Origin of the sequence: Massilia eurypsychrophila (genome assembly GCF_002760655.1) — a bacterium.
In the GTDB taxonomy this organism is placed as follows: domain Bacteria; phylum Pseudomonadota; class Gammaproteobacteria; order Burkholderiales; family Burkholderiaceae_D; genus JAFCUW01.
The window spans coordinates 36,000-48,566 of the sequence record NZ_PDOC01000030.1; the positions used below are offsets into that span (position 1 = coordinate 36,000).

The window sequence follows — 12,567 nt, forward strand, 5'->3', positions numbered from 1 at the left end:
ATGGCGCCGACCTCGGTGGCCGGCGTCGTCCCGTCAGGGTATACAAACCGGTAACACAAGGCAAGTCGAAGCGCCGTCGCCGGTGCCTGTCCCCCGTCCATGCCCCCTCCCCTGCCGCACTTTTCCCCGGCGTTGCCGCAGTTTGGCCGCCACCTCGATCAGCAGCGCCTTGCACAGACGGGCCAGATCATCGAGCGCCAGGTCAGCCGCTTGATTGCGACCGGCGTCGATTTTTCGTCCTGCCTGTCGATGTCGACAAGCTGGCCGCGTTGCTCGGCCGGGCATGACGCGGCGCTCATGCGCTGCGGCCGGCGGCACGCCAGCGGCTAGGCCGCGCCGCTGGCAGGGCGCAGCCGATCCTCGCCCATCAGCGGCAGCGTGATCGTCATGACGCTGCCGTGGCCGACGCCGGCGCTGGCCGCCGCGACGCTGCCGCCGTGCAGCTCGATCAGTTTTTTCACCAGCGCCAATCCGAGGCCGAGCCCGCCCTGCGAACGATCGAGCGCTCTCTTGCCCTGGGTGAACAAATCGAAGATGTTAGGCAGCAATTGCGCACTGATGCCGCTGCCATTGTCACGCACCGTCAGCACCGCGCCGGCGTCATCGCGCACCAGCGCGACGTCGATGACGCCGCCGGCGGCGGTAAATTTTGCGGAATTGTTGAGCAAGTTCGACATCACCTGGACCAGCCGGGTGCGGTCGCCGTCGACCCACACCGGATCGGCCGGCAGCACCACCGTCAAGCGCTGGCCGCGCGTGTCGATCAGCGGCCGGGTCTGCTCGACCGATTCTTGCACGATCTGCCGCAGATCGAGCCGCCCGCTGGCAATCGAGACCAGCCCGCGGGTCACCCGCGAGACATCGAGCAAGTCGTTGACCAGGTGCGTCATGTGCGCCACCTGGCGCGCGATCACTTCGCCGGTACGCGCCACGCGCTCGCCGGACAGCACGCCGAGCTTGAGCAGTTCAGCGCCGCTGCTGATGGGCGCGAGCGGGTTTCTCAGTTCGTGAGCGAGCATCGCCAGGAACTCATCCTTGCTGCGGTCGGCCTCGCGCAATGCCTCCTCCGCCCGCTTGCGCTCGGTGACGTCGATCGCCACCGCGTGCATCACCGCGCTGCCATCGGCGGCAATGCCGATCTGGCCGCGCATGTCGACCCACAGCATCGGCGCTTCGGCGGCGCCCCTGATGCGCACGACGGCATGGTACTGGCTGCCGCTGGCAACGGCCGCCGTCACCGCCGCCCTCAGTTCGGCCACATCGTCGGCATGTACCGCCTCCCAGGCGCAGGCGATGCGGTCCCACTGGGTGCCGACAATACTGCGCAGATTGGCGGAAAAATGGATCTGGCCGGTGGCCAGGTCCCAGTCCCACACCGCCATGCGTGCCGCCACCATCCCCTGGTGGAGCCGCTCTTCGCTGCGACGGGCGACCAGTTCGGCCTGTTCGAGCTGCGACAGGTCGGTATTGGTGCCGAACCACTGCGCGATGCGGCCCTGACTGTCGCGCAGCGGCGCGACAGAGGTGAAAAAGCGCCGATAGCAGCCGTCGGCGCCGCGCAGCGAAAACGTCATCTGCGCCGGATTGCCGCTGGCAATTGCCGCCTGCCAGGCCTCGCGCACGGCCGGCAAGGTGTCGGGGTCATGCCAGGCCATCCAGCCGCTGTCCTCCATCTGCGCCGGCGCGGCGCCCGTGTAGGCGTACCAGCGATCGTTATACCAGCTGATCTTGCCGTCCGGCTCGGCAATCCAGGCGAGCTGCGGAATCGTATTTGCCAGTTCGACGAACCGCTTGCGTTCATGCAGTATGCCGCGATGCTGCAGGTACAGCCGGTCGAGCATGCGGTTGATCGAGCGCGCCAGGCCGGTCACCTCGGTGCTGCCCACCAGCTCGGCGCGCTGGTCGCTGATGCCATCCTCGCCGACGTTGCTGGCGAAATGTTCCAGCCGCCGCAGGTCGCGCGTGAGCCCGAACGCCAGCCGCGAGGCCAGCAGAAACACACTGCCGGCCAGCGCCAGCGCGATGGCGGCGATGATGGCATAGTTCGGCGCCGGATCGCTCAGCGCGGCGGCGACATGCGTCGGCTTCGCTTCCAGAATCAATCCCAGCGCGGCAAATTGCGGCGGCTGGTCGATCGCGATCGACGCCGCCGCGCCGCGCCGATCGCCGCTGGCGCGCCGGCTCAGTTGCGTCCAGTCCACCGGCGCCAGGTCGGCCAACCGCACGCTGTACATGACCGCCCCTTCCGCGCCGCTGGTGCGCGCGTAGCGCAGCAACCTGATGGCGACCAGCCGGGCGCCGTCGGCAGTACCGACCAGCAACGGCTGCTCCGTATTGGCGGCGAGCTGGCCCCGCAACCAAACCAGCTCTTCGCTGCCGAATGGGGCGGCGCCGTTGCTGGCGATCTCCTGGCCTTCAAAATCGGTCAGCATCAACTGGATCGGAATGCCGTTGATCTGTCGCATTCCCCGCAGGAATGGCGCCAGATAGGTTTCCTTGCCGGCGCTGTCGACCAGCGCGTTGGCAAGAATCGGATTGTTCGCCAACTCGCCGACGCGTGACGACAGCGCCGTCAGGTTGTTGCGCACCAGGATCGCATTGAAGGCCATCTCGCGCTGCCTCAGCAGTGCATCGGCGCTGGCGCTTTGCTGCCGGATCAGCGCGGCCGAGGCGAGCGCAACGAGGACGATCGCGCTCGCCGTCAGCACCGCGGCGGCCAGCGCGAAGCGCCGCGCCAGGCTCGCCGTGCCGAATAATCGTCGCAGCATCGCTAGTCCTTCGCCGGCACCAGCACGCCGTCCGGCCGATAGCGCGCCATCAGCAGTTCGCCGGCGCCGAGCGCTTCATGGCGCGTGGCGGTAAACGCCGGCTGATACAGCTTGACCAGGCCACGGTGCGCCGAGAGCTTTTCCAGCGAATCACGCACCGCGCTGCGCTCTGTGCTGCCGGCCAGGTTGATCGCCTTGGCCAACAGGTGCATCAGGTCATAGGCGTGGGCGACGCCGACCGGCGCCTTGATGTCCTCGATGCGGCGCACGGTGGACACCTTGGCGGCGTGGCGAAGGAAGCGCTCGACCATGGCCGGCTGCGCATTGAAAAAGCTGAACGTCTGAATCACCGAGAAATCGACCTGTTGCAGTGCCGGCCCGGCCTGCTTGACGAACTCGCCGCCGGTCACGCCCCAATGGCTCAGGATGGGAAAGCGCTGCGACGGCGGCAGCGCGGCCACTTCGCGCACCAGGATGGCCGCTTCGTCGTCGTTCGCCACCAGCACGACGGCCTGGGCGCCGGCCGCCAGCAGCGCCTTGTAATGCTCGACCAGGGAGGTGTCGCGCCAGTTGTACCAGGCGGTGCGCACCACCTTCATGTCGCGTGCGTTGGCCATGAAACTGTCGGCGGCGGCAAGATTGCTGCGCCCCCAGGATGTGTTGGTCAACAATAGCCCGACCTTTTTCAGTCCGCGCTTGCGCGCGGCACCGAGCAAGGTCGGCATCGCCAGACTGTCGCGCAAGGACAGGCGAAATACGTAGTTCGGGTGCATGCCGTTGTCGACAATGGCGTCCGCCGATGACCAGGGCGCCAGGAACAGCGTCCCGGTTTCCTTTATTTTGGGCAGTTGCTCGATCACGACCGGGCTGAAACGTCCGCCGAACACGGCCACCAGGTCGGGCATCGCCGCGAACTGTGCAATATTGCGGATGCCGCGCGCCGGAATCGACCGGTGATCCTTGAGCACGAGTTCGAGCTTGCGGCCGTGCAAGACCCCGCCGCCCGCGTTGATCTCGTCGATCGCGCTGCGCACGCCGAGCTCGACCGCTTGGGCCGACGTGCTGTTTTCCAGTTCGAACTCGGCATCGATGCCGACCCGGACCGGTGCGCGCTCGGCCGCCTCGGCGCCAGCGACCGCCAGCATGGCGATCCAGCAGCAGATGATTGCGCCGATACGCGCGCCGCGAAACGACGAAGCGAATGTCTTCATGTTGATGTGCGCAATATAAAAAGCAATATTTTACCCGTTCTCTCCCGTGCACGGCTGACGGTTGCCATTGCCCACCTGCGCGCGAGCCGCTCGGCGGGCCCCGTGGAACGGGCCTGCCATTTCCTCCAAATCAATTGATTAGGCAGGACGCCGGCGATTCAGGCGGCGCCATGCGCAGCCCATCTGATTGGTGGCGATGAAGCCTCGGATGGCGGCAGTCGAAGGCAACCGCAAGCTCAGCGCCTGCAACGGCAGCGGCATGGCGCTGGCGCGCGCGCCACTGGCGCGGCCGCTCGCACTACAGGCAGGCGGCCTGACGGGCCGCCGTGAGGTGGACCAGGCGGCGGCGACGGTGGTGCGGTGCACGTGACAGCGGCGTCGTGATCCTGATTGCCGCAACACGGTGGCGCCGAGGCGACTGCCATCGTCGCCTGCGTAGCGTCTGCGGGCGCGTCAGTCCAAGGCGCCGGTAAGCGCCGCGCAGCAAGCGGACCAATCAACTGCCAAGGTAGGCGCCGCCATTGACGTGACTTACTTGTCCCGTGATGAAACGGGCGCCGTCGCCGACAAGCCACAGCACGGCATCTGCCACTTCCGCGGGCGTGCCGTTGCGGCCAAGCAGGGTATGGCGGGTTGCATGATGCCCCGGCGTGCCGGATGAACTCGAGGTGGCCCGCTGCGTATCGATCATGCCGGGCGCAACACAATTGACGGTGATGCCGTCGGCCCCGAGGTCGTTGGCGAGCGCTTTGGTCATCCCCACCAGGCCAGCCTTGGCGGTAATGACATGCACCCGGTGCTCGGCGCCGGTGTGCGCCGTCAGGCCACCGATGTTGACGATCGTGCCCTGTCCGGATTTTTTCCGCAGCGCCAATGCCGCCTGGCTGCAGTGAAACGTGCCGTCGAGCACGACGCCGAGCGTGGCGTGCCACTGCGCTACAGACAGTTCGGAAAACTCGACCTCCTTGCGGATCGCCGCGTTATTGATGAGGATGTCCAGCCTGCCCCACGCGGCGTCGATCGTCGAGACCATGTTCTCGACCGCCTCCCGGTCGGTGACATCGGCCATACACAAGATGGCGGCGCCCCCCTGGCGCTTGATGTCATCGACGACGGCCTGCCCCTCGGCCACGGATTGGCGCACGTTGACGGCGACCGCGACCCCTTGCCTTGCGAGCCGCAGTGCAATTTCGCGGCCGATATTGCGGCCGGCGCCTGTAACCTCGTAATGATCCGGATAGATGGCGTTACCAACCCGGCACGACACCTCGATGCCGATGACCAGGGCATCGATCATCTCGCGGCCTGTCGCGCCGATGTGTTCGCCGAGAGCCAGCACCGCCGATGCGACCGGGCCGGCAGGGTGAATGATGGTCTTCAGGTGGGTATCGTCGAAGTCGAATGTGTGCGAGCTGATGCCGTTGATCATCGCCGCGTTGGCGATGTCGACCCGCTCCTTGCGGCCCAGAATTGCTGCCTGGGGTGCCGGCGACAGCTCCGCGACCGCAGCAAGCGCCGCCTGTCCCATCCCCTGGAGGGTGATTCACGGTAAACCGGGCGAGCAGCTCTGTGATAGCGGGAGCGTTCTGATCGGCTTTGACGGAGGTATTACGTGCGATATTACGTTATAACGGCTTCGACGGTGCTGTCAAGCGACATTGCCGCGTTGGCGGTGAGGTGCAACCTGGTGACGACCAGGAAGGCAGACGGCGTCCGCTAGGCAGGCAGCTCCATGCGCCGCCACTGGCGCAGGCCCGCCGCGACCAGCACGACGGACAGGCCGGCCAGCGCGGCGAGCTCGATGCGTACCTCGTGAAGGGACGCGCCCATCTGGTTGGTGGCGATGAATCCCTGGATCGCCGCGGTCGAGGGCAGCAGCCAGCTGGCCGCCTGCAGCGGCACCGGGATGGCGCTGGTCGGCCAGCTCAGTCCGGACAAGAACATGATCGGCATCGAGGTGGCGACGAGCAGCTGGATGCTGCGCTCGCGGGTGCGGAAGAACGTCCCGATCAGGATGCCGAGGGCGGCCACCGCGTATGCATACAGCACCGTCAGCACGACCGTGCCGGCCAGGTTGCCGCCGCGCGGATAATCCTGCCACCAGAATACAAAACCGAAAAAATACATCGCATTCAAGGCGACAACCAGCGCGAACGCGTTGAGTGCGCCGAAATACGACGCCGCGTTCGGCGCGTACGGAAACGATCCCGCGCTCGCCCAGCTGCCGAACAGCAGGCCGATGCCGAGCAAGAAGGTCTGCTGCATGACCAGTACGACCACGCCCGGCACGATGTACGATGCGTACCCCTCGCGCACGTTAAACAGCGGCAGCGCCTCGATGCCCAGCGGCTGGCGCAGCGCCGCGGCCTGCGCCGCCGACGGCGTGGCCGCGCCCAGGCGCCTGATTTCGATGCCGGCCGAAACGGTGCCGGCCACCTCGGCAAGCGCGTTCAGCACCACCTTGTTCAACAGGGGATAGGAGCCGTTGCCGCTCACTTCGACTTCCGGCTGCGCGCCGGCCAGCACCTTGCGGCTGAAATCGGCGGGGATGAACAGGGCGCCGGCGGCGTCGCCTCGCCATATCGATTCCTGCGCATCCTCGGGGCGCGTGGTGACGCGCACCACGTCGATGCCGGGATGCGCCCCGGCGTAGCGGATCAGCTGGCGCGACAGGGCCGAATTGTCCTGGTCGACGACCGCCACCGGCACGCCGCGCACCGACTCGGCGCTGTAGGGCAGCGGATAGAAAAATGAATAGACGATGCCGGAGATGAAAAACAGCAGCAGCGCCGCCTTGTCGCCGAAAATCGATTTCCACGTCAGCGCGAACGCGCGCGCGCCGTTCACAGCTTGCCCCAGGTGTCGGGCTGCCTGGCGCGGCTGGCCAGGCGAAGGTAGGCGGCGGCGCCGAAGCCGACCGTAAACAACAACAGCAGCGCCACCGGAGCGATGCCGAAGCGCAGCGGCGCGCCGGCCATCCAGGTGTTGTTCATCAACGGAAGGTAGTGCGTCAGCGGCAGCGCATCGGCCCAGATGCGCGCGCCGAGGGGCATGGCCAGCATCGGAAACCCCTGCCCCGAAAACGCGAACGCGGGCGCGGTCACAAAGGCGCAGATCGACAGCGCCGAGCGCAGCGACGCGGTGGCGGCGACGATGAACGCGCCCATCGCCAGGTAGGCGCTGACGAAGCAGGCGGTGCCGAGCATCAGGGCGAGCACGCTGCCCAGGATCGGCCATCCGAGGATCACGCCAAACAGCAGCACCAGCAGCAGCGCGTGCACGATGAAGGCGCCGAACGGGATCAGCAGCTTGCCCAGCAAGGCCGCGCCCAGCTTGCCGTCGGCGGCGGCCAGCCATTCGGTCACGGTGGCCGCCCGCAACTCGCGGCCGATGGCGGTCACCGCCGCCAGGGTGACGAAAATATGCATCAGGCTGAAGATCACCGGCAGCGCCAGCGACGGCAGGTAGCTGCCGTTTTCGTTGAACAGCGCCGCCGTCCGGGTTCGCACGGGCTCGTACTGTTGCCTTGCCAGGATGGTGGCGGCGCCGCGCCTGGTGTGCGCCTGCACTTCGATGCCGGCCGACAGCGTCGACACCACGGCGCGCACGTCGCGCGTCATGGCGCCCGTGTGCGCCGCGAACTGGGCGTTGTAGGCCCACTGCACTTTGGCGCTGCCGCCGGCCTGGATGGTCTTCTGCAGACCGGCGGGGATCGATACCATGCCAAACGCCTTGCGCTCGCGGATCAGGCGCAACGCCTCGGCGTCGCTGTCGGCCGCCCGCACCACCCGCAGGCCGGGCGAGGCGTCGAGCATGCGCACCAGGCTGCGCGACATCGCCGAATGATCGAGGTCGCGCACGATCAGCGGCAGGTCGCGCGCCACGCCGGCGGCAAATATCCACCACGTCAGCAGGTACAGCGCCAGCGGAATCGAGGTCAGCATGGCCAGGTCCCACGGGTCGGCGCGCAGGCGCCGCCACTCGCGCCGCAGCGACGACGAGATGGCGTTGGCGGCGCGCGTCATCGGCACATGCTCAGCGCTCGAACACGACCGTCATGCCCGGCCGCAGCCCCGGCACCGGCGCGGTCGGGCGCAGCCGCACCTCGAAGGTGCGCAGGTCGGTGCCGCCCGGACGCGCGGCGCGCCAGGTGGCGAACGCCGGCAGCGCCGACACCAGCGTGACCTTGAACTGCGCCTTGACGTTGAGCGCCGGGATGCTGGCCTGATGCAGCGTGTCCTTGGCGTAGGGCTGAAATTCGTCTTCCCGCACCGCCACCACCGCCCACACGTCGGCCAGGTCGACCAGCGTGATGACCGGGAAGCCCTGCGGCGCCAGCTCGCCGGCCTGGATCGCCACCTTGGTCACCTCGCCGGCGGCCGGCGCCATGATGCGCGTCTCGGCCAGCGCGGCGTCGGTCTCGGCCACCACGCCGGCCACCTGGCGCACCTGCGCCGCGGCGGCCAGCTTGTCCTCCGGCCTGGCGCCCTGGCGCGCCAGGTCGTACTGCGCGCGGGCGGCGGTGGCCAGTTCGTCGGCCGAGCGCGCCTGCGCTTCGGCCTCGTCGCGCTTCTGGCGCGCGATCACCCCTTCGGCGTACATCGCCTGGACGCGCTGGAACGTCACGCGGGCCAGCTTGGCGCCCGACTGCGCGCGCTCCCAGTTGGCGCGCGCGGCGACCAGCTCCTGCGGCCGCGCGCCGGCCTGCGCCTTCTGGTTGGCGGCGCCGGCGGCGTCGCGCGCGGCGGCCGCCTGCGCCACCTTGGCGCGCACTTCCGGGCTGTCCAGTTCGAACAGCAGGTCGCCGCGCTTGACCGCCTGCCCCAGCTGCACGTGGACCTGGCCGACCCGCCCCGGCACCTTCGACGACACGTTCACTTCCTGCGCCTCGATCTGGCCCTGGACCGGATCATGGACCGGCCGGAACGCCTGGTAGACGCCCCATCCGAGCAAGGCGATGACGACGACGGCGGCGGCGCCGCCCAGCAGGCGACGGGTGGCGGGTTTGGCCATGGGTTCAGTCTTTCGTGAGGTCGACGGTGTGGGTTGCGGTGCGTGCCAGCGCGGCCAGCCGCTCCGGCTCGCCCGTGGTGCCGAGCAGCTTGGCCAGCGCGACGACGTACTCGTAGGCCGCCTGGGCGCGCTCGAGCGACACCTTGGTGAAGTTGAGCGAGGCGTCGGCGACGTCGGTGGAGGTGGCCTGGCCGTTCTTGAACGACACCTGCGCCAGGCGCCGCGTCTCTTGCGCCAGTTCGATCGTCGAGCCCATCGCCAGGTAGCGCTGGCGGGCGTCTTCCATCGCGCGCCACTGGCTCTCGGCCAGCGTCGGGATGTCGCGCCCGGCCTGCTCGGCGGCGACCTCGACGCGCTGCTGCTCGAGGCGGGCTGCGGCGCTCATCTTGGCGCGGTCGATGCGGTCGATCAGCGGTACGCTGACCGACACGCCGACGAGCCAGTTGGCGCGCGCCGAGCTGCCGCGGTTCAGGTTGTAGTTGGCGACGCCGATGACGGTGGGGCTGAAGGCGCCGCCCTGCAGCTGCACGGCGCCGGCGGCCTGGCGGCGCTTGCCGTCGATCTGCTTCCACGCCGCGTTCGACGCCATCGCCGCGTCGACGAACGAGGCCAGCGAACCGGCCGGCTGGTCATGGACGAACAGCGGCGTGGTGGCGCTGACGGCGTCCGCTGCGCCGAGCAGGCGGCGCAGCGCCAGCTGCGCGATCTCGAGGTCGCTGACGGCCTTCGACGCTTCGCGGCTGGCGTTGTCGACGGCGACATCGGCTTTCAGCCGCTCGACCTTGGCGATCATGCCGGCGCGCTCCATCTTGACGGCGTCGCCCTGGTGCTCCTTTGCCAGCCGCGCGGCGTCGGCGCGCAGGTGCGACGCCTGGCGCGCCAGCTGCACCGTGAAATAGCGCTGCGCCAGCAACGTCGCCGCCTCGTCCTGTTCCTTGCGCACGCCGGCGCCGGCTTCGTCGGCGCGGCCGGCGGCGATCTGCTTGACCGCCTGCAGGCGCCCGCCGGTGTAGAGCGGCCAGATCGACGCCACGCCCAGCGAGCGGACGTCGAACACGCGGTCGACGTCGAGGGTGCTCGGGATGTCGGGCAGCGTCAGGCCCGGCAGCGGCGGCAGCAGGTCCAGCACCGGGTTGCCCGCCTGCGCCAGGTTGCTGGTGTCGACGCTGAGGGTGGTCGAGACGCGGCCGGCGAAGCCGGACAGGCGCAGGTCGGGGCCGTCGATGCGGCGCACCGCCTCGGCCTGCAGCGTCTTCGCCTGAAAATCGAGATTGGCGCCGTTGATCGCGCCCGAGCTGGCCTTGAGCTGGCGCAGCGCTGCGGCGTAGTCGACCGCGGTGCCGCCCTGCGCGCACTGGGCCGCCATCAGCAAAGCGGCGGCCGCAACCGGCCGGACATGAAAAAACGTTACTCGCACGGCGCACTCCGCTACAGCCTGGTGGATAGGAAATACGTCAACGCCGCCCTGTCGTCGGAGAAAAACATATCATTTTGCAAAAATATCGCGTTTCTCGTATTGACGCATTCTTATGCCGCCTGCATGCCCATCGACCAGTCCTGCGCGCGCAGCTGCCCCACGGCCCAGGCGGCGCTGGCCGACAACGGCCACTGCGCGCGATGGATCAGCCACAGGCTGTCGACCACCGGCGGCAGCGCACTGGCGACGCGGATCGCGCGCTGGTCGGCGTAGGCGGCGACGGCGAACCGCGGCAGCACGGCGAACCCCAGGCCGCGCGCCACCGGGTCGAGGATGGTGCCGATCTGGTTGGTAAAACCACGCACCGGCAGCTCGTCGATGTTATGGCCGGGATGCGCGCGCGCCAGCAGCCGGCGCCCCATGTCGCGGCCGTCCGGATGGTCGATGTAGCCGAGCGCGGCCAGCGCCGGCCAGCTGTCGTCGGCTGCCGCCGCCGGCATCACCAGGCACAGGCTTTCGCGCGCGAACAGGTCGGCCGACAATCGCTCGTCGTCCATCCGCTGGCTGACGATGCCCAGTTCGGCCCGTCCCGCCAGCACGGCGGCGATGATGTCGGCGGTGGGCGCGGCGCGGTAGCTGACCATCAGGCCCGGATGCTGCTGCTGCAGCGCCAGCAGCCGCGGGTACAGGATCAGGCCGATGCTGCCCGGGCTGGCGATGGCGACCGGGCCGGCATGCGGATCCTGGCCGGCCAGCGCCGCCTGCAGGCGCTGGTGGGCGGTGGCCGCCGCGCGCGCGTGCTCGAGCACCTTGACGCCGGCCGGCGTCAGTTCGAGCTGGCGCGTGCGCCGGATCAGCAACGGCCCGCATTCGGCCTCGAGGCGCTGCAGGTGCTGGCTGACCGCCGCCTGGGTCAGGTCGAGCAGCGCTGCCGCGCGGGTGAAGCTGCCGCTCTCGCACACCGCCACCAAGGAACGCAACCAGGCCGGATTGAGCGGTTTAATCATAAGAATAATTTATGGAATCGATTATTAAACGCGGCTTCCCATTATAGGCTCATCGGCCTACAGTAGTATCTTTTCCAGCAGGAGCAGACATGACCTACCCACGCAACTTTTCCCACATCGGCATTACCGTCACGGACCTGGACGCCGCCGTGAAGTTCTATTCGGAAGTGCTCGGCTGGTACGTGATCATGCCGCCGACCACCATCAAGGAAGACGCGTCGGCGATCGGCGTGATGTGCACCGACGTCTTCGGGCCGGCATGGAATTCGTTTCGCATCGCCCACATGTCGACGGGCGACCGCGTCGGTGTCGAGATGTTCGAGTTTGCCAACGGCGAGCGGCGCGAAAACAACTTCGAGTTCTGGAAGACGGGCGTGTTCCACTTCTGCGTGCAGGACCCCGACGTCGAAGCACTGGCCGCGCGCATCGTCGCCGCCGGCGGCAAGCAGCGCATGCCGGTGCGCTACTACTACCCGGGCGAAAAGCCATACCGCATGGTCTACATGGAAGACCCGTTCGGCAACATCCTCGAAATTTACAGCCACAGCTACGAGCTGACGTACGGCGCCGGCGCCTACCAGGCGGCCGCCTAAGCCACGGGGCTCAGGGGGCGATGCCCTGCGCGCGGCGGGCAAAGCCGCTGCGCGCAGGGCATCGCCCCGCACCCTGGCTGAGCCTGCCCGTCGAGATCAGACCACGCCGGTGGTGCGCCCGTTTGAACAATCGCATGCCGGTGTGGTGCCGCGGCCGCAGAATGCAGGCATACGCAGGTCCGAACGGCCGCGGCCTGCCGTACTCCGACACGTGGATGACCGCCAGCGACGTCGGCAGCGGCGCCTTGCTCGTGCTGTTCGGCCTGCTGTCGCTGTCGCGCGACGCCGGCTGGGCGCGCTGGGCGGCGGCGACGACCGGGTTGTGGCTGCTGTTCGCGCCGCTGCTGTTCTGGACCGGCAGCGCCGCCGCCTATGCCAACGATCGCGCGGGCCGCCAAGCATTGCCTCCAGAGCTGCCACGTGTTGAGCAGCGCCACGAACCCGAATCCTGCCAGTGCGGCCAATGCGGCAAGGACCTGGTCAAGATTGGCGAAGACATCAGCGAACAACTGGATGTGGAACCGGCGCGCTTCTTCGTGCACCGCCACATCCGCCCGC

Annotated in this window: 11 protein-coding genes and 1 pseudogene; 4 read left to right on the forward strand and 8 right to left on the reverse strand. The window is 68.3% G+C overall.

All coding sequences use genetic code 11. From position 1 onward, the window contains the following. Window positions 1-99: 99 nt before the first annotated feature. The gene (locus tag CR105_RS25165; protein WP_131021837.1) at window positions 100-330 is read left to right on the forward strand and encodes a hypothetical protein; all 231 of its coding nucleotides are present in this window, start codon (window positions 100-102) and stop codon (window positions 328-330) included. Here the strand turns inward: CR105_RS25165 and CR105_RS25170 are convergent. Beyond that, window positions 327-2,768, reverse strand: a complete 2,442-nt coding sequence (locus CR105_RS25170; RefSeq protein ID WP_099793377.1) for an ATP-binding protein — start codon at window positions 2,766-2,768, stop codon at window positions 327-329. The genes CR105_RS25165 and CR105_RS25170 overlap by 4 nt on opposite strands. Window positions 2,769-2,770: 2 nt before the next feature. Beyond that, a complete protein-coding gene (locus CR105_RS25175; protein ID WP_218968753.1) occupies window positions 2,771-3,979 on the reverse strand; it encodes an ABC transporter substrate-binding protein in 1,209 nt (402 codons plus the stop codon). A gap of 196 nt (window positions 3,980-4,175) precedes the next feature. On the opposite strand from CR105_RS25175, the gene CR105_RS28555 reads away from it, so the two are divergent. Beyond that, on the forward strand, window positions 4,176-4,349 hold the full coding sequence (locus tag CR105_RS28555) for a hypothetical protein (protein ID WP_180288308.1): 174 nt from the start codon (window positions 4,176-4,178) through the stop codon (window positions 4,347-4,349). Window positions 4,350-4,475: 126 nt separating this feature from the next. Here the strand turns inward: CR105_RS28555 and CR105_RS25180 are convergent, their stop codons facing one another. The 6 genes from CR105_RS25180 to CR105_RS25205 all read right to left on the reverse strand — a co-directional run bounded on the left by CR105_RS25180 (window position 4,476) and on the right by CR105_RS25205 (window position 11,416). Further along, entirely contained in the window at window positions 4,476-5,507 is a 1,032-nt protein-coding gene (locus tag CR105_RS25180) for an SDR family oxidoreductase (RefSeq protein WP_099793379.1), read from the reverse strand. Between the two features lie 188 nt (window positions 5,508-5,695). Continuing rightward, the gene (locus CR105_RS25185) at window positions 5,696-6,826 is read right to left on the reverse strand and encodes an ABC transporter permease (protein ID WP_229414123.1); all 1,131 of its coding nucleotides are present in this window, start codon (window positions 6,824-6,826) and stop codon (window positions 5,696-5,698) included. After that, a complete protein-coding gene (locus CR105_RS25190; protein WP_099793381.1) occupies window positions 6,823-8,004 on the reverse strand; it encodes an ABC transporter permease in 1,182 nt (393 codons plus the stop codon). The genes CR105_RS25185 and CR105_RS25190 overlap by 4 nt, the downstream gene beginning before the upstream one ends. A 10-nt stretch (window positions 8,005-8,014) precedes the next feature. Next, window positions 8,015-8,992 carry an HlyD family secretion protein gene (locus CR105_RS25195; protein WP_099793382.1) on the reverse strand — a complete coding sequence of 326 codons (978 nt, stop codon included), beginning with the start codon at window positions 8,990-8,992 and terminating at the stop codon, window positions 8,015-8,017. A 4-nt stretch (window positions 8,993-8,996) separates the two neighbouring features. Further along, window positions 8,997-10,409 (reverse strand): TolC family protein, encoded by a 1,413-nt coding sequence (locus tag CR105_RS25200; RefSeq protein ID WP_131021836.1) that lies wholly within the window; start codon window positions 10,407-10,409, stop codon window positions 8,997-8,999. 110 nt (window positions 10,410-10,519) lie between these two features. Next, a complete protein-coding gene (locus CR105_RS25205; RefSeq protein ID WP_099793385.1) occupies window positions 10,520-11,416 on the reverse strand; it encodes a LysR family transcriptional regulator in 897 nt (298 codons plus the stop codon). Window positions 11,417-11,505: 89 nt separating this feature from the next. Here CR105_RS25205 and CR105_RS25210 point away from each other — a divergent pair, with 89 nt between their 5' ends. Further along, window positions 11,506-12,009 (forward strand): lactoylglutathione lyase family protein, encoded by a 504-nt coding sequence (locus tag CR105_RS25210; RefSeq protein ID WP_099793386.1) that lies wholly within the window; start codon window positions 11,506-11,508, stop codon window positions 12,007-12,009. Between the two features lie 383 nt (window positions 12,010-12,392). Then, a pseudogene (locus CR105_RS25215) lies at window positions 12,393-12,567 on the forward strand (IS66 family transposase zinc-finger binding domain-containing protein); the annotation flags it as partial.